The 18251-nt window shown below is 64.8% G+C and carries 19 protein-coding genes and 1 pseudogene; 10 read left to right on the top strand and 10 right to left on the bottom strand.

Translation table 11 applies throughout. The annotated features are described in order from the left end of the window. Positions 1-30 precede the first annotated feature (30 nt). Positions 31-2667, top strand: coding sequence for an aminopeptidase N (gene pepN, locus QRM95_RS01035; RefSeq protein ID WP_285246067.1), 2637 nt, complete (start codon positions 31-33; stop codon positions 2665-2667). An 11-nt stretch (positions 2668-2678) separates the two neighbouring features. Here pepN and lplAB read toward each other — a convergent pair whose 3' ends face one another. The 4 genes and pseudogenes from lplAB to QRM95_RS01020 all read right to left on the bottom strand — a co-directional run bounded on the left by lplAB (position 2679) and on the right by QRM95_RS01020 (position 5323). Beyond that, entirely contained in the window at positions 2679-3773 is a 1095-nt protein-coding gene (lplAB, locus tag QRM95_RS01030) for a lipoate-protein ligase LplAB (RefSeq protein WP_285246066.1), read from the bottom strand. 97 nt (positions 3774-3870) lie between these two features. Next, the gene (locus tag QRM95_RS01025; protein WP_285246065.1) at positions 3871-4128 is read right to left on the bottom strand and encodes a type B 50S ribosomal protein L31; all 258 of its coding nucleotides are present in this window, start codon (positions 4126-4128) and stop codon (positions 3871-3873) included. A 164-nt stretch (positions 4129-4292) separates the two neighbouring features. Next, positions 4293-4385: pseudogene (locus QRM95_RS21125) on the bottom strand (TrmH family RNA methyltransferase); the annotation flags it as partial. Further along, positions 4382-5323, bottom strand: coding sequence for a LysR family transcriptional regulator (locus tag QRM95_RS01020; RefSeq protein ID WP_285246064.1), 942 nt, complete (start codon positions 5321-5323; stop codon positions 4382-4384). The gene QRM95_RS01020 and the pseudogene QRM95_RS21125, both read right to left, overlap by 4 nt. 120 nt (positions 5324-5443) lie before the next feature. Between QRM95_RS01020 and QRM95_RS01015 the strand changes: the two genes are divergently transcribed. The 4 genes from QRM95_RS01015 (at position 5444) to QRM95_RS01000 (ending at position 9007) form a co-directional block, all read left to right on the top strand. Beyond that, positions 5444-6436 (top strand): DUF1852 domain-containing protein, encoded by a 993-nt coding sequence (locus QRM95_RS01015; RefSeq protein ID WP_285246063.1) that lies wholly within the window; start codon positions 5444-5446, stop codon positions 6434-6436. 20 nt (positions 6437-6456) lie between these two features. Further along, on the top strand, positions 6457-7503 hold the full coding sequence (locus tag QRM95_RS01010) for a methionine synthase (RefSeq protein ID WP_285246062.1): 1047 nt from the start codon (positions 6457-6459) through the stop codon (positions 7501-7503). Positions 7504-7505: 2 nt separating this feature from the next. Next, entirely contained in the window at positions 7506-8078 is a 573-nt protein-coding gene (locus QRM95_RS01005; protein WP_285246061.1) for a flavin reductase family protein, read from the top strand. A gap of 212 nt (positions 8079-8290) precedes the next feature. Then, complete coding sequence (locus tag QRM95_RS01000) at positions 8291-9007, top strand: YoaK family protein (protein WP_285246060.1); 717 nt, start codon at positions 8291-8293, stop codon at positions 9005-9007. 81 nt (positions 9008-9088) lie between these two features. On the opposite strand, the gene QRM95_RS00995 is transcribed toward QRM95_RS01000, so the two are convergent. The 3 genes from QRM95_RS00995 to QRM95_RS00985 are packed head-to-tail and all read right to left on the bottom strand — an operon-like array spanning position 9089 to position 11581. Next, entirely contained in the window at positions 9089-9982 is an 894-nt protein-coding gene (locus tag QRM95_RS00995; RefSeq protein WP_285246059.1) for a TrmH family RNA methyltransferase, read from the bottom strand. Between the two features lie 7 nt (positions 9983-9989). After that, complete coding sequence (locus tag QRM95_RS00990) at positions 9990-10775, bottom strand: sulfite exporter TauE/SafE family protein (protein ID WP_018761301.1); 786 nt, start codon at positions 10773-10775, stop codon at positions 9990-9992. A 20-nt stretch (positions 10776-10795) separates the two neighbouring features. After that, entirely contained in the window at positions 10796-11581 is a 786-nt protein-coding gene (locus QRM95_RS00985; protein WP_018761300.1) for an ABC transporter ATP-binding protein, read from the bottom strand. A gap of 124 nt (positions 11582-11705) precedes the next feature. On the opposite strand from QRM95_RS00985, the gene serB reads away from it, so the two are divergent. Next, positions 11706-12599, top strand: a complete 894-nt coding sequence (serB, locus tag QRM95_RS00980) for a phosphoserine phosphatase SerB (protein WP_285246058.1) — start codon at positions 11706-11708, stop codon at positions 12597-12599. 73 nt (positions 12600-12672) lie between these two features. Here the strand turns inward: serB and QRM95_RS00975 are convergent, their stop codons facing one another. Beyond that, positions 12673-13425 (bottom strand): SDR family oxidoreductase, encoded by a 753-nt coding sequence (locus QRM95_RS00975; protein WP_018761298.1) that lies wholly within the window; start codon positions 13423-13425, stop codon positions 12673-12675. 140 nt (positions 13426-13565) lie between these two features. Then, on the bottom strand, positions 13566-14291 hold the full coding sequence (locus QRM95_RS00970) for a beta-ketoacyl-ACP reductase (protein WP_109044611.1): 726 nt from the start codon (positions 14289-14291) through the stop codon (positions 13566-13568). A 152-nt stretch (positions 14292-14443) separates the two neighbouring features. Between QRM95_RS00970 and QRM95_RS00965 the strand changes: the two genes are divergently transcribed. From QRM95_RS00965 to QRM95_RS00950, 4 genes are read left to right on the top strand one after another with little or no spacing between them, the layout of a single operon-like run. Continuing rightward, positions 14444-14872: a DUF3099 domain-containing protein gene (locus QRM95_RS00965; protein WP_285246057.1), complete on the top strand. Its 429-nt coding sequence runs from the start codon at positions 14444-14446 to the stop codon at positions 14870-14872. After that, on the top strand, positions 14869-15129 hold the full coding sequence (locus QRM95_RS00960; protein WP_285246056.1) for a hypothetical protein: 261 nt from the start codon (positions 14869-14871) through the stop codon (positions 15127-15129). The genes QRM95_RS00965 and QRM95_RS00960 overlap by 4 nt, the downstream gene beginning before the upstream one ends. Then, complete coding sequence (locus tag QRM95_RS00955) at positions 15130-16005, top strand: SURF1 family cytochrome oxidase biogenesis protein (RefSeq protein ID WP_285246055.1); 876 nt, start codon at positions 15130-15132, stop codon at positions 16003-16005. A 2-nt stretch (positions 16006-16007) separates the two neighbouring features. Further along, positions 16008-16484, top strand: a complete 477-nt coding sequence (locus tag QRM95_RS00950; RefSeq protein WP_285246054.1) for a YbaK/EbsC family protein — start codon at positions 16008-16010, stop codon at positions 16482-16484. On the opposite strand, the gene QRM95_RS00945 is transcribed toward QRM95_RS00950, so the two are convergent. After that, positions 16481-18079, bottom strand: coding sequence for an ABC-F family ATP-binding cassette domain-containing protein (locus QRM95_RS00945; protein ID WP_285246053.1), 1599 nt, complete (start codon positions 18077-18079; stop codon positions 16481-16483). The genes QRM95_RS00950 and QRM95_RS00945 overlap by 4 nt on opposite strands. Positions 18080-18251: the final 172 nt, after the last annotated feature.

Below are 18251 nucleotides of genomic sequence, written 5' to 3'. Positions count from 1 at the left end.
AATCAAACGGCACCATGATTAGATAGCCGGGTGTCACATGAGAATCTGCAGCGCCGCGAAGCCGCTGACCGTTCAGTCCTGATCAGCACCACCAGTTACGACATCTCGCTCGATGTGCGGCAAGCAGCGGACCCGGCCGTCGCCGGGTACACGAGCCGCAGCGTCATCAACTTCACGGCCTCCGAGCCGGGCGCCAGCACGTTCCTGGATTTCATTGGCAGCGAAGTGCACAGCGTTTTCCTCAACGGCAAGGGCCTGCCGGTGGCAGACGTGGTGGATGGCGCCCGGATCCGGCTGGACAACCTGCGGGCCGAGAACCAGGTGACAGTTACCGGCACGGCGTTGTACAGCCGCTCGGGCGAAGGCATGCACCGTTTCGTGGATCCGGCCGACGGCCAGTGCTACCTGTACACCCAGTACGAGCCGGCCGACGCCCGCCGGGTCTTCGCCAACTTCGAGCAGCCGGACCTCAAGGCCGCCTACACGTTCCATGTGACGGCGCCGGCCCACTGGCAGGTGGCATCCAACGGCGCCGAGGTGGACCGCACCCCGCTGACCAGCGATCCCGCTACCGCCCGGTGGGACTTTGCCACCACGCTGCCCATGTCCACGTACATCACCACGGTCCTGGCCGGCCCCTACTTCAAGGCAGAGGACCGCTGGGAGGCAACGCTCGACGACGGCACCCGGCTGGACGTGCCGCTTGCCCTCTACTGCCGCGCGTCCATGGCGGAATCCTTTGACCCGGAAGCGCTCTTCGGGCTCACCAAGGCAGGCCTGGACTTCTTCAACCGCCTTTTCGATTTCCCGTACCCGTGGGGGAAGTACGACCAGGCGTTCGTGCCCGAGTACAACCTCGGCGCCATGGAAAATCCCGGCCTGGTCACCTTCACGGAAAGCTATGTCTTCACGTCCCGCGCCACAGATGCGCAGTACCAGGCCCGGGCCAACACCCTGATGCACGAGATGGCGCACATGTGGTTCGGCGACCTGGTGACCATGCAATGGTGGGACGATCTCTGGCTCAAGGAGTCGTTCGCCGACTACATGGGCACCCTCGGGGTGGACCAGGCCACTGGCTGGGACACCGCCTGGGTCAACTTCGCCAACAAGCGCAAGGCCTGGGCCTATCTGCAGGACCAGCTCCCCACCACGCACCCGATCGTGGCGGACATCCCCGACCTCGAAGCCGCCAAGCAGAACTTCGACGGCATCACCTACGCCAAGGGCGCCTCGGTGCTGAAGCAGCTGGTGGCCTATGTCGGCTTTGACGCCTTCATCGCCGGATCGCGGGAGTATTTCCGCAACCACGCCTTTGGAAACACCACGCTGGCCGATCTCCTCGAGTCCCTGCAGGCCACTTCCGGCCGGGACTTGACCGCCTGGGCCCGCCAGTGGCTGCAGACCTCCGGGATCTCCACCTTGTCCCTTCAGGTGGGCACCGGCGGTTCCGACGACGGACTGCCGGCAGGGGTGGCCATCGTCCAGGAAGCAGTAGACCCGGTCACCGGACGCGAAGAGCTGCGGCCGCACCGCCTGCGCGTCGGCTCCTACGATTTCGACAGCGAGGGCGCCCTGGTCCGGACCGGGAGCATCGAAACCGACGTGGCGGGTGCCAGGACGGAACTCCCCCAGCTTGCCGGACAGCCACGGCCTGCCCTCATCCTGGTCAACGATGACGACCTGACGTACGCCAAGGTACGGCTGGACCCGGACTCCCTGGCGACTGTCCGCGCCTCCCTGGACCGGATCGGCGATCCCATGGCCCGAGCCCTCTGCTGGACGGCCTTGTGGAATTCCGCCCGCGACGGGCAAAGCCCTGCCACGCTCTACGTGGACGCCGTAGCCGCGTTCGCTCCCGCCGAGACGGGAATCGGCGTCCTGTTGAACATTCTCGACAACGCGGCCACCGCCGTCGAACACTACGTCCCGCCGGCAGCCAGGGACTCGGTCCGCGCGTCCTTCCTCGCCAACGCGGCAGCCGAACTGGACCGGGCCACGCCGGGTTCGGACCAGCAACTGGCCTGGGCACGGACCTTGGCGGGATTCAGCAGGCACGATCCTGCCATGCTCCCGCGGCTCCGCGGCCTGCTGGACGGCTCAGCTCCCGTGCCCGGCCTGGCGGTCGACGCTGAACTGCGCTGGCAGCTGTGGCACGCGCTGGCCGGCAACGGACAGGCCACCGCTGCCGAGCTCGATGCCGAACTTGCCCGGGACACCACAGCTTCCGGCCGTGCCGGCCATTCAACGGCGATGGCGGCCCGTCCCGAAGCCGGCGTCAAGGCTGCGGCCTGGGACGCCGCAGTGAAGGAAAACGAGCTTTCCAACCAGCTGCTGTCAGCCACCATTAACGGTTTCAGCACGGCACCGACGCAGTTGCTGGACCCGTACATCGGCCCGTACTTCGATTGCCTGCGGACCGTTTGGGCTGAGCGGAGCATCGAAATCGCCAGCCGGATCGTGCGCGGGCTCTACCCGTCATCCCAGGACCTGGCGCAGGGCACGGCTCCTGAACAGCAGGCAGTGGTCCGGCGGACGGATGAATGGCTGGCGGCCAACGAGGATGCACCGCGGGCCCTGCGCCGGATCATCATCGAACAGCGGAGCCACCTGGTGCGGGCTCTCACGGCGCAGGCCGCCGGCTTTCCGTCATCGGTCGGCGGATAACCGCTGTCAGGCTACGGAACCCGGTAGAGCCACTCCTCGGTGCCGAATTTCGCAGCCACGCGTTCCTCGGCGGCTGCCAGTTCGTGCCCGGCCAGCTGTGACGGGGCGGCCCCGTAGCGCTCGCTGAACACCTCGATCATGGCTTCGATGATCGCCATCCGGGCAAGGCCCGTTTGCCGTCGGAGCGGATCGACGCGTTTCTTTGCGCTGCGGGTGCCCTTGTCAGAGAGTTTCTCCTTGCCGATCCGCAGCACCTCCACCATCTTGTCGGCGTCGATGTCATAGCTCATGGTCACGTGGTGCAGCATTCCCCCGTTGGCCAGGCGTTTCTGCGCGGCGCCGCCGATCTTTCCCTGATCCGTGGCGATGTCGTTGAGGGGGACGTAGAACGCGTTGATACCGAGCTTCTCCAGTGCCGCCATGACCCAGGAATCCAGGAACGGGTAGGAGTCGGCGAAGCTTAGCCCGTCCACCAGCGTCTGCGGCAGGTAGAGCGAGTACGTGATGCAGTTGCCGGCCTCCATGAACATCGCGCCGCCGCCGCTGATCCGCCGGACCACGTTGATGCCGTGCTTGGCCACGCCGTCGGGGTCCACCTCGTTCTGGACGGACTGGAAGCTGCCGATCACCACGGAGGGTTCCTGCCAGTCCCAGAACCGCAGGGTGGGGGTCCGCTCCCCGGCGCCGACGGCCTCGGTGAGAACCTCGTCCAAGGCAACGTTGATTTCCGTGGGGAGCACCGTGGGCGCAATGACGTTCCAGTGGTGGTCCGTCCAGGAGGTCGCCTTGGCAAGCGCGCGGCGGACCGTGACGGCCACGGCGTCGGCGGAAAAGCCGAACAGGACGGCCCCGGCCGGAAGGGCAGCCGTGACGGCAGCAGCGAGGTCCGCGGCCGTCGTCGTCTCCGGCAGTCCGGTCAGTGCCCGGTTGATGTCCTCCAGGGCTTCGTCGGGTTCGAGGAAAAAGTCGCCGCTGACGGAGACCTCCGCCAGGGCGCCGTCCAAGACGGAAAGGTCGACCACAACGAGCTTGCCGCCCGGGACCTTATATTCGCCGTGCAGTCGCCGGATGCCGGCAGGATCAGTGGCAGGAAAGGGCTGGCTCATGCTTCCCATCCTGCCCCAGAAAACGGGTGCACGGTTAACGCAGAACGCCCGCACCGTTTCCGGTGCGGGCGTCCAGCGACAAGCTTGGGCGAAGGAATTACTTCTTGCCGCCGAAGCCCTTGAAGCGAGCGTTGAAGCGCTCGACGCGGCCTGCGGAGTCCATGATGCGCTGCTTGCCCGTGTAGAACGGGTGGGACTCGGAAGAGATTTCGACGTCGATGACCGGGTAGGTGTTGCCGTCTTCCCACTCGATGGTCTTGGAGGAAGACACGGTGGAGCGGGTCAGGAACTTGTTGCCGGAGGCCAGGTCGTTGAAGACAACAGCTTCGTACTTCGGGTGGGTATCAGACTTCATAATTGGACCTTTGTTCGCGCAACTGGATTTTGCCAGTTGCCAGGTATGAATGGGATGGCTGGGATCTGTCGGATCAGCCGAAGCTGAAAAAGCAGGACAACCAGCTATCCATCATAGACCAAGCGGAGGGGGCTGACGAACCGGCGCCCCACCGAGGACGCAGGTCATCCCCGTGCGCGCAACTCCCAGAACGCCACGGCGGACGCCGCGGCCACATTGAGGGAAGGGTAACGAATCGCCCGCTCAACTGCAGTCAGCCGAGTAGCGCCACGCCGAATTCAGCGACGACGGCCCGCAGTTCCCCGAGGTAGCGCTGCGCTTGGTCGGTGAGCGGAATCGCGGCGTGGCCAATCCAGCCGATTTCGATGCGTTCGTCAACGTCGAGCGGGATGGCGACGATCTCCGGGTCGAGCTGCCCACTGATGATTCCCGTCGAAATCGTGTAGCCGTGGAGCCCGATCATGAGGTTGAAGATCGTCGCACGGTCAGAGACCCGGATCTCCTGCTTACTGGACAAGGTGGAGAGAATCTCCTCGGCGAAGTAAAAGGAGTTGTTCGCACCTTGATCGAAGGTCAGCCGCGGCAAGCTGGCAAGGTCTTCCAGAGTCGCTCGCTCTTTTGAGGCGAGCGGGTTGTTCCGTGAAATGAAGATGTGCGGATCGGCGAGGAACAGCGGAGAGAACGCAAGCCCGGACTCGCGGAGCAGCTTGTCGATGATCTTCCGGTTGAAATCGTTCCGGTAGAGGATTCCTATCTCGCTGCGGAGCGTCCGGACGTCCTCGATGATGTCCCAAGTGCGGGACTCACGCAGCGAGAACTCGTATTCGGCCACCTCAGTGGCCTTGACCATCCGGACGAAGGCGTCCACCGCGAACGAGTAGTGCTGCGTTGACACCCCAAGCAGGCGTCGCCGCGGTGGCCTACCAAGGTAGCGCTGCTCGAGGAGAGCGAACTGCTCGACGACCTGCCTCGCGTAGCCGAGGAACTCTACTCCGTCGGCGGTGAGGGTGACCCCGCGGGCGGAGCGAACCAGGAGCGCACGGCCCACCCTGGCCTCAAGGTCCTTCATCGCGGCGGACATCGTCGGCTGCGCTACGTAGAGAAGATCGGCAGCCGCGGAGATCGACCCCTCAGCTGCAACTTCTATGAAGTAGCGCAGCTGCTGCAGGGTCAATCCGCTCGTTATTTGGGGCATAGGCAAATTCTATATGAATGCATAACGGCCACTAGTTACTTGATACCCCTCGGAAGGTTGCAGCATGGATGCATCCCCTTCGGTAAGGCCGTCTCCGGCCCATCAACGGATTGGCAGCACATGGCAGACGACTTCACCTTCAGCATTACCACGACCCGCTTCGACGAGGACTACTCCCCGTCGGAAGGCTCCCGGATCACGACGAATTTCGCCAACCTGGCACGGGGCGAGCACCGCCAGGAGAACCTCCGCAACGCCTTGACCATGATTCGGCGCCGTTTCAACGATCTCGCAGACTGGGACAACCCGGACCGGGACCGCTACGCGCTCGAGCTTGAGATCGTTTCCGTGCAGATACAGCTCACCGCGGACGGCACGCATCAGCAGTTCCCGCTGTTCGAGGTTCTCGATATCCAGATCGTCGACCTGCTGAACGGGGTCCGCCACCAAGGGATCGTGGGGAACAACTTCTCCTCCTACGTCCGAGACTTCGACTTCAGCGTCGTACTGCCAGCGGCAGCCGGGGACTCAGGCAAGCCCACGGTGCCCGAGGACTTCGGCGATCTTCACGGCAAGCTGTTCCAGCACTTCCTCGATTCCCCGGTAGGCCGGGAACGCTTCCCGCAGCCGCCAGTGGTCTGCATCAGCGTCTCCACAAGCAAGACGTACCGGCGAACCGAGAACCGTCACCCGGTCCTGGGCGTCGAGTACCAGCAGGACGAATCCTCGCTGACGGACGCGTACTTCGCAAAGATGGGACTGCGGGTGCGCTACTTCATGCCACGCGGCAGCGTTGCGCCGCTCGCCTTCTATTTCCGCGGCGACCTGCTCAATGACTACTCCAACCTGCAGCTCATCGGCACCATCAGCACCATGGAGACGTTCCAGAAGATCTACCGCCCCGAAGTTTACAACGCGAACTCCGCCGCCGCCGCCGTCTACCAGCCGAGCCTGGGCGAGCAGGACTACTCGCGGACCCAGATCGCTTACGACCGCGTCGAGCGCGGTCAGCTCGCGATCACGCAGGCGAAGTACACGGAGGAGCACTTCATCATGCCCCACAAGGATCTGCTGGACCAGTGGACCGCCAGCTACCCCACCCTCGTCAACTGACCCACGGAGAACCGTCAATCATGAACACACTTTTGCCCACCACCGTCGTCGGCAGCCTGCCGAAACCATCGTGGCTCGCGCAGCCGGAGACTCTTTGGTCCCCGTGGAAGCTGGAGGGCGATGCGCTGCTCGAGGGCAAACAGGACGCGCTGCGCATCGCCATCCACGAGCAGAGCCTGCGCGGCATCGACATCGTCAGCGACGGCGAGCAAACCCGCCAGCATTTCGTCACGACCTTCATCGAGAATCTCAGCGGGGTCGATTTTGAACAACGCAAGACCGTGCGCATCCGCGACCGCTACGACGCGAACGTACCGACCGTCGTCGGACCGGTGCGCCGCGAACGGCCGGTATTCGTCGACGACGCAAAGTTCCTCCGCGCAACCACTGACCGGCCGATCAAATGGACTCTTCCCGGTCCAATGACGATGGTGGATACGCTCTACGATGACCACTACAAGAGCCGCGAGAAGCTGGCCTGGGAGTTCGCCACGATCCTGAACCAGGAGGCGAAAGAACTCGAGGCGGCCGGCGTTGACATCATCCAGTTCGACGAGCCCGCGTTCAATGTCTTCCTCGATGAGGTCAAGGATTGGGGCGTGGCTGCCCTTGAGAGAGCCGCAGAAGGACTGCGCGCTGAGACCGCCGTGCATATCTGCTACGGCTACGGGATCAAGGCGAACAATGACTGGAAGGCGACGCTCGGCTCACAGTGGCGGCAGTACGAGGAAACGTTCCCGCTGCTGCAGAACTCCAGCATCGACATCATCTCGCTGGAATCCCAGAACTCTCACGTGCCCATGGACCTCACCGAGCTCCTCCGCGGCAAGAAAGTCATGCTCGGGGCAATCGACGTCGCAAGCGAGGCCATCGAGACCCCGGAGGAGGTCGCCAACACCCTCCGCATGGCCCTCCAGTTCGTCGATGCGGACAAGCTCATCCCCAGCTCCAACTGTGGCATGGCACCGTTCCCCCGGGACGTCGCACTGGCCAAGCTGAGTGCCCTCAGCGCAGGGACGAACATCATTCGCGAGGAACTCGCCCGCTCCGCCCCCAAGGTGTCATAAGGATGTTCCATGCTTACCCCACGGACACATGGCTCGAGGCTCCGAAGCAAAGCTTCCCGTCCTCCCTCTCGGCCGACGAATTCAAAGCACTGTTCCGTGGCCATCCGGGAGGTGTCGCCGTCATCACGGCCGATGCCGGCGAAGGACCGGTGGCACTGACGGTATCTTCGGTCGTGTCAGTGAGTGCGGAACCTCCGTTGATGATCTTCTCGGTCTCGGCACTGTCCTCTGCGTCCGAAGTACTTTCCCGCGCCGAAACCGTCGTCGTGCACCTGCTGGACGCGCTCGACGTCGACTTGGCGAAGTTTGGAGCGACCCCCGGCGCCGACCGCTTTGACCAGACGCACCGCTGGTCGCCCCTTGCAACCGGCGAAGCGGTGTATGAGGATGTCCGCGCCTGGGTGCGCTGCGCCGTCATCGATCGCATGGAGGTGGGGACATCCACCATCATCGCCGTTCACGCCCTGGAGTCCCGCGTGCTGCGTGACGTCCAAGCGGGCGAACCCGGCGACGCCCTGGTCTACTACAACCGTTCATGGCACCGTCTGGGCGAGCATTCCAAGCTTGAAGCCTGATTGACGATGACACCCTTGCCCAGTTGGGCGAGACAACGTTCACGATCCTAAATGGCAAGGGCCGGGACGACCTTGTCGGGCATTCCAAGAATGCACGTCGACGCTACGATGGCGCCCTAGCCACCGGCGCAAATCCCATCTAAAACCACCAACAAGCATGTCCGAGGGGCGGTCATAGAGACCTCCCCTCACGATGAAAGATCCCTTAAACCATGACATCAGCTGTAGCCGGCTCAGGTACCAAAACCGCCTCTACCCCACAAGAAAATGCGTCGTCTCCGGAAAAGTTCCGACTGATGCTCATGATGGCCCTAACGCTCGTTACAGGTGTGGTTGACGCGGTCGGCTACCTTGGACTTGATCACGTCTTCACCGGAAATATGACCGGCAACGTGGTGATTCTTGCGATGGCTTTAGCCGGCGCGGCGAACCTGCCAACTTTGGGCCCACTGGTAGCACTTGGCGCCTTTCTCCTTGGCGCGGCGGTTGCCGGATCTACGCTCCAGTCAAGCCCGAAAGGCTGGAACCGCCGGGTGACGCTCCTTCTCACAGCGGGTTGTATCGCGTTGACGGGAACCGCCGCCATCTCTCTCATCGTGGAAGACGTCGGCCGGCAGTCCATTGGTGTCATTGTGGCCGCCGTTATCGCCATGCACATGGGCTCCCAGGCCCTGATTGCGCGGCATTTGGGCGTACGAGACATGACCACAGTGGTCATTACTTCCACCATGACTTCCCTCGCCGGAGAGTCACTTGTGGGCAAGCAACGGCCCCGGTTACTCAACCGACGGCTGGGGGCTGTCCTCGCCATGTTCGCTGGGGCCGCCAGCGGAGTACTCCTGCTGCAGATCCATTTCAGCGTCCCGATCGGCCTCGGCATCATCATCACCGCCGCTGTGACGTTCCTGGGGAGTCGCCGCTGGCATTGATGCGGTACATCTCCCGGCGAATCAATGCCGGCTCTTCATGCTCCTGACGCCGCGGTGGGGCGGGGGCGTCACGCTCAGTCCCTACTTGGTCGCGTAGAAGGCGACCGCCGACGAGGCGGCCACGTTGAGGGAGTCGACACCGTTCATCATCGGAATCGTGACGCGCGCGTCGAGCACCTGATCAGTCTCAGGCCTCAGCCCCTCTCCCTCCGTGCCGAAGACCAGGGCCAGGCTCGGGTGGTCCTGGGCGACAAGCTCATCGAGTGTGATGGCACCTTCGCCGAGCGACATGCCGGCGACGAAGTAGCCTGCTTCCTTGAGTACCTCAAGGTCACCGGGCCACGACTCGATTCTGGTCCATGGCACTTGGAATACAGTCCCCATCGACACCCGGATGGAGCGTCGGTAGAGCGGGTCGGCGCACTGTGGAGAGACCAGGACAGCGTCGACGCCAATGGCTGCGGCGCTGCGGAAAATCGCCCCAACGTTTGTATGGTCGGTAAGGTTCTCCAGGACCGCGATCCTTGATCGTCCCGGCATACGAGCTCGATCAGGCTCTTGGATTTTGCGACCACTGACGTTGGTGTGGTCCACGACGTCCTCCAGCACGGCCACGCGGCGTGCACCGGCGAGGAGCTCCGGAAGGGGCACCGGGGCCGGGCGCTGCATCGCCGCCATCGCACCGCGGTGGAGGTGGAAACCGGTGATTTCCTCCAGCAGGGCGGCCGAGCCGATGTAGGCGGGAACGTCAGGGTAGGCCTGGAAGACGTCGTCGAGGTCCGCCATCCACTTCTCTGCCAGGAAGAATGAGCGCGGCGCATGGCCTGCCGCCAGGGCGCGGCGGAGGACCCGCGACGATTCGGCGATATACATCCCCTCGGCAGGCTCGCGGAGCTTGCGCAGGTGGACATCGGTCAGCGTGGTGTAGTCGCTTACGCGCGGGTCATCGGCGGATTCGAGGTAGTGAAAGGTCACCGGGTGATTATTTCAGCAGGTTGGCGATCATGACGCCCAGGGCCACGATGCCCAGGCTGAAGATGACCGCCCGGAGGACGCGCGGCGAGAGCTTCCGGCCCACCTTCGATCCCATCAGGCCGCCGATGGTGGAACTGACGGCGATCAGCAGCACCACCAGCCAGTTGATCCGGTCGAAGGCGAAGACGAGGTAGGAGATGGCGGCCACCATGTTCACGCCGAGGACCAGGATGTTCTTCATGGCGTTGGCGTTCTGGATGGTCCCGGTGAGGAACACGCCGAGGATTCCCACCAGCAGGATTCCTTGTGCAGCGACGAAGTAGCCGCCATACACGCCGGCCAGGTACACAAGCACCACCAGGAGGATCCCGTGGCGTTTGTCCCGTACGGCGTGCTCCGGATTGGCCTCGCGGTTGCGGACCCAGTCCTGGAGCCTGGGCTGGAACACCACCATCAGCAGCGCCAGTACCAGGAGCACGGGTGCGACGTAATGGAAGACCTGTTCGGGCAGGTGCAGCAGCAGCCAGGCCCCGGTGATCCCGCCGAGGACCGACGCCGGCAGGAGCCGGAGCACCTGGCGGCCCCGTCCCGCGAGCTCCCGGCGGTAGCCGAACGCACCGGCCGCGGTACCGGCCACGAGTCCCATGGCGTTGCTCATGGAAGCCACGACCGGGGCCACCCCCAGGGCGATGAGGACCGGGAAAGTGACCAGGGTCCCGGAGCCAACTACTGCATTGATGGTCCCGGCCCACAGGCCGGCGATGAACACAATGATGCTGCTGAAAAATTCCACAACGGTTCGGCAGGCGTGGCTTAACGGCGCGCGGTGGCGGTGTAACGGCCCGCGTTTTCGGACACGTCCAAGGGAAGGCCGAAAGTGGTGCTCAGGTGTTCTTCGGTGAGGACCTCGGTGATGGGGCCGGCGGCCACCACGCCTCCGTCCCGGAGCAGCATGGCGTGCGTGAAGCCAGGAGGCACTTCTTCGAGGTGGTGCGTTACCAGGACCATGGCCGGAGCGGCTTCGTCGCGGGCGAGCTCACCAAGCTTGTGCACCAGTTCTTCACGTCCCCCAAGGTCCAGGCCGGCGCCCGGCTCATCCAGCAGCAGCAGCTCGGGATCGGTCATCAGGGCGCGGGCGATCTGGACACGCTTCCGCTCCCCCTCGGACAAGGTGGCGAAGGTCCGGTTGAGCAGCGGTCCCATGCCCCAGTCGTTCAAGAGCCGGAAGGCGCGCCGTTCGTCGTCGCGCTCGTACCCTTCCCGCCAGCGTCCGGTGACGCCGTACGCCGCGGTGACCACCACGTTAAGGACGTTCTCATGCTCGGGGATCTGGGTGGCCAGGGCTGCCGATGACAGGCCAATGCGTGGCCGGAGCTCGAAGACGTCCACCCGGCCAAGGACTTCGTCAAGGATGCCTGCGGTGCCGCTGCTGGGGTGGAGCCGGGCTGCCGCAATCTGGAGGAGGGTGGTTTTGCCGGCGCCGTTCGGGCCAAGGATGACCCACCGCTCGCCTTCGTTGACCTGCCAGTCGACCTTGTCCAGCAGGGTCTTTTTACCTCGGACAACGCTGACGGAGTCCAGTTCCAGAACATCACTCATAGGAATAGACACTAGGACAAAAAAGATGATGACTGATAACCGGTGTGAAGGTCCCAGGGAACCCCCGAAGGCGGGTGCGCAACGAATGCAGGGGACCTTGTTGCCGCTCGATAAGATTGCAGGCATGACTTCGAACGTGACTGCGGTCAGCTATGGCCAAAATTTGACCCCCAACGGGCTGGAGCAGCTGCGTTCCGTCCTTGCTGCACAGGGCGCCGAGGTGCTGTCCGAGACCGGCCTGGGCGATGACCGCTACCAGGTGTCCCTGGCCGAACTGGCCTTTCCAGACGACACGGTGGCCGGGCTCGCGTCCCTGCGGCGGGCCGTGGCGGAGGCCGCGATCGGGGGGCTTGACACCGCCCTGGTGCCAGCGGCCCTGCGTGCCGCCGAACGGAAGCTGCTGATCATGGACGTCGATTCCACCCTGATCCAGCAGGAGGTCATCGAACTCCTGGCCGCGTACGCCGGCAAGCGGGAGGAAGTTGCCGCCGTGACCGAGGCCGCCATGCGCGGCGAACTGGATTTCGCGCAGTCCCTCCACGCCCGGGTGGCTGTCCTCGCGGGGCTGCCGGCCGACGTCGTCAATTCCGTCCGCCACGAAGTGAAACTCAGCGAAGGCGCCGCCGAACTCGTTGCCGCGTTCAAGGCCGCAGGCCACGTGGTGGCTGTGGTCTCCGGTGGCTTCAACCAGATCCTCGCGCCGATCGCCGCGGACCTTGGCCTGGACTACTGGCAGGCCAACGAACTGGAAATCGAGGACGGTGCGCTGACCGGCAAGGTGCTCGGCGCGGTGGTGGACCGGGCGGCGAAGGAGAAGTACCTGCGCGAGTGGGCCGCGGCGGAGGGCATCGCCCTTGAACACACTGTTGCCGTAGGTGACGGCGCCAACGACCTGGACATGCTCGGCGCCGCCGGCATCGGCGTGGCGTTCAACGCCAAGCCGGCCGTGAGGGCGGTCGCGGATGCCGCAGTGAACATGCCGTACCTGGACGCCGTCCGCTACGTCGCTGGGGTCTGAGTCCCTGTTAACCAACTGATGGGCCCTGCTTGGCAGAGCCCATCAGGGTTTTAAGGGGTGGAAAAGCGGGCGGTTACTGGACGCCCTTGCCGAAGTAGTCTGCGCCGCCGGCGTACTCGGTGTGGCCGGACTCGACGTCGGCCGTGGCCATGCCGGCCACAACCTGGGCGAATTCCTCCACGGAGTACAGCTTCCCGGCTTCGGCGCGGCGTGCCTCGATGGCACCTGGCGTGGAGCGGTCCAGGAGCGTGGCGGTGACGGTGCCTTCGATCATGTCCCCGGAGACCACCACCAGGGAGATGCCCTTCTCCGCGAGGTTGGGGATCAGTTCCCGGAGGGCGTCCTCACCGGCGCGCTTGCTGCGGGCAACGGGTTCGTAGGCTTCCATGGTGGGAACGGTGTTGATGAAGTGGGCCTGGTGGCTGGTGACAAACACCACGCGGGAGCCTTCCCGCATGAGGGGCACGGCGGCGTTGAGCATGTTGACCTGCGCGTCGCGGTTCAGTTTGAGCGCATAGTCCTCCCCCATCCCCGTTTCCATGCCCCCGGAAGCGTTCAGGACCAGGATGTCCAGGGACCCGAAGTTTTCCATGGCCGCGCTGGCCAGCGCCTGCACGCCTTCCTGCGTGGTGAGGTCGGCACCGATGGCTACCGCCCGGCCGCCGTCAGCCTCGATTCCCTGCACCACTTTGTTGGCGCGGGGCGCCTTCTGGCGGTAGTTGACGACGACGGCGGCCCCTTCCGAGGCGAGGATCTTGGCTACGTCGGCGCCGATGCCCCGCGATGATCCGGTGACGATGGCCGTCTTGTTGTCCAGCAGTCCCATACGAGCTTCCTTTGTTCGAAACATCCAAATCGTTGTGGCCTGCAGTCCATCATGCCAGCGGCTGTTCCCAATGCCTTTGTCCAACCTCGACAAATAAGCGCCGCCGGCCTAGTTCGCTGCAGGGCCGTGGGCGGGACCGGTCAGTGCCCCATGCCCAGGCCGCCGTCCACCGGGATGACGGCACCGGAGATGTAGGCGGCTTCGTCGCTGGCGATCCAGCGGACCACGTTGGCAACCTCTGACGCTTCGGCGAAACGGCCGGCCGGGATGCTGGCCAGGTAGTCCTTCTGGGTTGCTTCGGGGAGTTCGGCGGTCATGTCGGTATTGATGAACCCGGGGGCGACCACGTTGGCGGTGATGCCGCGTGAACCAAGTTCGCGGGTGAGGGACCGGGCGATGCCCACCAGTCCGGCTTTGGACGCGGAGTAGTTGATCTGGCCGGGAGCGCCGTAGAGGCCGGACACCGAGGAGATCAGGACGACACGGCCCTTGCGGAGCCGGATCATCCCTTTGGACGCGCGCTTGATGACGCGGAACGCGCCGGTGAGGTTGGTGTCGATGACGGAGGTGAAGTCGTCCTCGCTCATGCGCAGCAGCAAGGTGTCCTTGGTGATGCCGGCGTTGGCCACCAGGACTTCGACGGGGCCGTGGGCGGCTTCCACTTCCTTGAAGGCTGCGTCCACGGAAGCCTCGTCGGTCACGTCGGCCTTGACGCCGAGGATTCCCTCCGGCAGCTGCGATTCACTGCGGTAGGTGACGGCCACTTTGTCGCCGTTGGCCAGGAATGCCTGTGCGATGGCCAGGCCGATACCGCGGTTTCCGCCGGTGATCAGGACGCTGCGGGCTGCGGAAACTGCTTCAGTCATAGAGGGCTCCGGTTTTCTGCGGCAGGCTGGGCCGCGGTTGCAGTGAGTGGTTTGGGCTGCCTCCGATCTTAGCGGCAGGCCCGGTACGGGTTTGGGCAGCACTGCCGATGGTGCGAGAATTGAGGGAAGCCTTTGGAGCGTGATTATTCACCGTGACCCTTGAAAACCATGCGGGACATTCCGCGCCCGGAGAACCGGGCCGGTTCTCCGGCGATACCGAGGTACACAGCATTACGGAAGCTGCTGGAGCGCACTCGGAGGATATGCGCCAGCGGATGATCAAGTACGCCCTGGCAATGGGCATCCGCATGGTTTGCCTGGTCATGATTTTCGTGGTGGACGGCTGGTTCAAGATCATTGCGGTGACCGGCGCGGTGTTCCTGCCCTGGGTGGCGGTGGTCATAGCCAACGGCAATGACAAGGCCGAAGGGCACAGCGACCTGCTGATCGATTCCGCGCCCTTGGCGGAGCTCGAGAGCCCGGCTCCCCCGGCCGAGGACGAAGAAGCAGGGAGCGCGGTGCTCCAGGGTGAACTGGTAACAGACGACGAGGAACTGGGAGAGGAGCGGCAGGCGCCATGAGCCTTTTCGATTTCGCAGCAGGATCGGACATGGCATCGGAGGCGGCGGCGCTCTGCTCGCGGAAGGCCTGCAGGTCCGAAGCGTCCTGGCAGCTCCTCTGGAACAACCCCAAGATCCATGCTCCCGAGCGGCGGAAGACCTGGCTGGCCTGCGCCGAGCACCGCGAATGGCTTGAGGACTATCTGCAAACGCGGGGACTCTGGAAGGAAACCCTTCCCCTGCAGGCAGACCTTGGCCCCCTGGAGCAGGACATCTGAATGTACCGCTTCCTCTTCTCCAGCAAGTGGCTGGGCTACCTCCTGCTGGCCGCCATCTTTGCCACTGCGTGCGTCTTCCTGGGCCGCTGGCAAATGGACCGCCGCGCTGAAACCCTGGCCGAAATCAACCGGGTCGTCAACAACTATTCGGCAACGCCCATCCCGTTCTCCCAGGCGAAGGACCAGTTCGCGCAGCTGGACCCGGCCAAGGAATGGACCCAGGTTGAGCTCAAGGGAACCTACGATGCTGCCGGCCAGCGCGTGGTGAGGAACCGGCCCCTCAACGGCCAACCGGGCTACGAGGTTGTTGTCCCGTTCCGGCTGGACAGCGGCGAAACCGTCGTGATCGACCGGGGTTGGCTGCCCATCGGAAACAAGAATCCCGGAAGCCCGGATTCGGTGCCGGCGCCCCCGGCCGGTGAGGTGACCGCCGTCGTGCGCTTGAAGCACGGCGAACCCGAGCTGCAGCGGGGAGCCCCCACGGGACAGCTGGCGTCCATCGACCTGCAAACCTATGCGGCCCAGCTGGGCTATCCGGTGTTCACGGGGGCGTACGGCCAGCTGGCCTCGGAAACCCCGGCCGTTGCCGATATGCCTGTGGCCTTCCCCAAACCGTCAACTGACGAGGGGACGCATCTGTCCTACTCCCTGCAGTGGTTCGCGTTCGGCGTGCTCATGTTCGTCGGCTTCGGCTATGCGGCGCGGCAACAGGCGCGCAACGCCGCGATAGACGCCGAGGATGAGGAGGCGCCCGCCGAAGGGGCCGTCCACTCCGCCGTCCCGGCCGCCCGCCGTCGGCCGGCACCAGCGCGCAAGCGCTCCAAGGCGACGGCCGAGGAAGAAGAAGACGCCCTCCTGGACGCGCAGGGGTTCTGAGAATGAGCGGGTATGACGCCGGCCCGGTCGCCTTGGTGCGCTCGGCGCTGGTTGGAGCGGGGCTACCGGATACGGTGCGGACTTTTGCTGCCGGCGTCCCCACCGCCCTGGCGGCGGCGGAAGCACTGGGGTGCGACGTTGCGGCCATTACCAACAGCCTGGTCTTTGAGCTGGACGGCCGGCCCCTGCTGATCCTCGCCAGCGGGGCGGCGCGGGTGGACACGAAGCTGGTGTCCGGGCAGCTGGGTCACGGCAGGATCCGCCGCGCCTCCCCCGACTTCGTCCTGGAGCACACGGGCCAGCAGGTGGGCGGCGTGGCACCGGTGGGCCACCCCGCGCCCATCAAGACCCTCCTGGATTCAAGCCTCCAGGCGCACGAAGTCCTCTGGGCCGGAGCAGGCGACCATAACTCCATGTTCAGCATCACTTACCAGCAGCTGCTCCGCATGACCGCGGCCCGGGAGCTGTCCGTCCGCTAGGCCAGGGTGATCAGGTCCAGGTAGTCCTCGTTCCAGAGGTCCTCCACGCCGTCCGGGAGCATGACGACGCGTTCGGGGTTGAGGGCCTCCACCGCGCCCTCGTCGTGGCTGACCAGGACGACGGCGCCGGTGTAGTTCCGCAGGGCGCCCAGGATTTCGGCGCGGCTGGCGGGGTCCAGGTTGTTGGTGGGCTCATCGAGGAGCAGGACGTTGGCGCTGGAAGCCACGATGGTGGCCAGGGCCAGGCGGGTCTTCTCACCGCCGGAGAGAACGCCGGCGGGCTTGTCGACGTCGTCTCCCGAGAACAGGAACGAGCCCAGGATGCCGCGGACCTCCGCGTCCTTCATGTCCGGCGCGGAGGAACGCATGTTCTCAAGCACGGTGCGGTCGTGGTCCAGGGTTTCGTGTTCCTGGGCGTAGTAGCCCACCTTGAGCCCGTGGCCCGGGATGACCTCGCCGGTGTCCGGCGCGTCCACGCCGGCGAGCATGCGCAGCAGGGTGGTCTTGCCGGCGCCGTTAAGCCCCAGGATGACCACCTTGGAGCCGCGGTCGATCGCCAGATCCACGTCGGTGAAGATTTCCAGCGAACCGTAGGATTTGCTGAGCCCGTCCGCGGTGAGGGGGGTCTTGCCGCAGGGCGACGGATCGGGGAAACGCAACGCTGCCACGCGGTCCTGCTCGCGAACCGCTTCCAAGCCGCTGAGCAGCCGTTCGGCACGCTTTGCCATGTTCTGCGCGGCGACGGCCTTGGTGGCCTTGGCCCGCATCTTGTTGGCCTGGTCCATGAGGACCTGGGCCTTCTTTTCGGCGTTGGCGCGTTCACGCTTGCGGGCGCGCTCATCCGTTTCGCGCTGCTGCAGGTAGCGCTTCCAGTCCATGTTGTAGAAGTCGATCTGGGCGCGGTTGGCGTCCAGCAGGAACACCTTGTTGACGGTGGCTTCCAGCAGGTCCGTGTCGTGGCTGATGACGATCAGGCCGCCTTGGTGGTTCTTCAGGAAGTCACGCAGCCAGGCGATGGAGTCGGCGTCGAGGTGGTTGGTGGGCTCGTCCAGGAGCATCGTCTCGGCGTCGGAGTACAGGATGCGGGCCAGCTCCACGCGGCGCCGCTGTCCGCCGGAGAGCGTCTTCAGCGGCTGGTTCAGCAAGCGGTCAGGGAGGGCCAGGTTGGAACAGATCGACGCCGCTTCAGCCTCGGCCGCGTAGCCGCCCGCGGCCAGGAACTCCGATTCCAGCCGGTCGTAGCGGTTCATGGCCTTCCGCTGGATATCGGCGTCCTCGCTGGCCATCTCATCGTGCGCCTTGCGGAGTTTGCCGACGACGATATCGAGGCCACGCGCAGAGAGGATCCGGTCCCGGGCCAGCTGTTCCATGTCAGGGGTCCGCGGATCCTGGGGAAGGTAGCCGATTTCGCCGCTCCGGGTGACCTTGCCGGCAGCCGGAAGACCCTCCCCCGCAAGGACGCGGGTCAACGTGGTCTTGCCGGCCCCGTTCCGGCCCACCAGGCCGATCTTGTCCCCTTTGTCGATGCGGAAGCTCACCTGGTCCATGAGGAGCCGGGCGCCGGCACGCAGTTCAAGATCCTGGACAGTAATCACAGCAGGTAAGGCCTTTCACAAACAGGGATAAGCCGCGGCCCGGAGCGTCTGTGGTTGGGCGGGGCGGTAAACGGCCGGAGAACGGCACAGTCCAGTCTACCGTCCAGCGGGCCGCCGCAATTTCAACGTCAGGGCTCCTGGACTTTCGGCGGGGGCACCGGCTGTGGCGTGC

Source organism: Pseudarthrobacter sp. efr-133-R2A-89, from assembly GCF_030209315.1.
Lineage (GTDB): Bacteria > Actinomycetota > Actinomycetes > Actinomycetales > Micrococcaceae > Arthrobacter.
This window is presented reverse-complemented; position numbering and strand designations above follow the sequence as displayed.

What these genes read in the sequence shown, in the direction of transcription:
- QRM95_RS00955 (WP_285246055.1), top strand. Translation starts at nt 15,130, where the DNA reads ATGTACCGCTTCCTCTTCTCCAGCAAGTGGCTGGGCTACCTCCTGCTG.
- QRM95_RS01020 (WP_285246064.1), bottom strand. Translation starts at nt 5,323, where the DNA reads ATGCCCCAAATAACGAGCGGATTGACCCTGCAGCAGCTGCGCTACTTC.
- QRM95_RS01000 (WP_285246060.1), top strand. Translation starts at nt 8,291, where the DNA reads ATGACATCAGCTGTAGCCGGCTCAGGTACCAAAACCGCCTCTACCCCA.
- lplAB (WP_285246066.1), bottom strand. Translation starts at nt 3,773, where the DNA reads ATGAGCCAGCCCTTTCCTGCCACTGATCCTGCCGGCATCCGGCGACTG.
- QRM95_RS01015 (WP_285246063.1), top strand. Translation starts at nt 5,444, where the DNA reads ATGGCAGACGACTTCACCTTCAGCATTACCACGACCCGCTTCGACGAG.
- QRM95_RS00960 (WP_285246056.1), top strand. Translation starts at nt 14,869, where the DNA reads ATGAGCCTTTTCGATTTCGCAGCAGGATCGGACATGGCATCGGAGGCG.
- QRM95_RS00970 (WP_109044611.1), bottom strand. Translation starts at nt 14,291, where the DNA reads ATGACTGAAGCAGTTTCCGCAGCCCGCAGCGTCCTGATCACCGGCGGA.
- QRM95_RS00985 (WP_018761300.1), bottom strand. Translation starts at nt 11,581, where the DNA reads ATGAGTGATGTTCTGGAACTGGACTCCGTCAGCGTTGTCCGAGGTAAA.
- QRM95_RS00975 (WP_018761298.1), bottom strand. Translation starts at nt 13,425, where the DNA reads ATGGGACTGCTGGACAACAAGACGGCCATCGTCACCGGATCATCGCGG.
- QRM95_RS01010 (WP_285246062.1), top strand. Translation starts at nt 6,457, where the DNA reads ATGAACACACTTTTGCCCACCACCGTCGTCGGCAGCCTGCCGAAACCA.
- QRM95_RS00950 (WP_285246054.1), top strand. Translation starts at nt 16,008, where the DNA reads ATGAGCGGGTATGACGCCGGCCCGGTCGCCTTGGTGCGCTCGGCGCTG.
- QRM95_RS01005 (WP_285246061.1), top strand. Translation starts at nt 7,506, where the DNA reads ATGTTCCATGCTTACCCCACGGACACATGGCTCGAGGCTCCGAAGCAA.
- QRM95_RS01025 (WP_285246065.1), bottom strand. Translation starts at nt 4,128, where the DNA reads ATGAAGTCTGATACCCACCCGAAGTACGAAGCTGTTGTCTTCAACGAC.
- serB (WP_285246058.1), top strand. Translation starts at nt 11,706, where the DNA reads ATGACTTCGAACGTGACTGCGGTCAGCTATGGCCAAAATTTGACCCCC.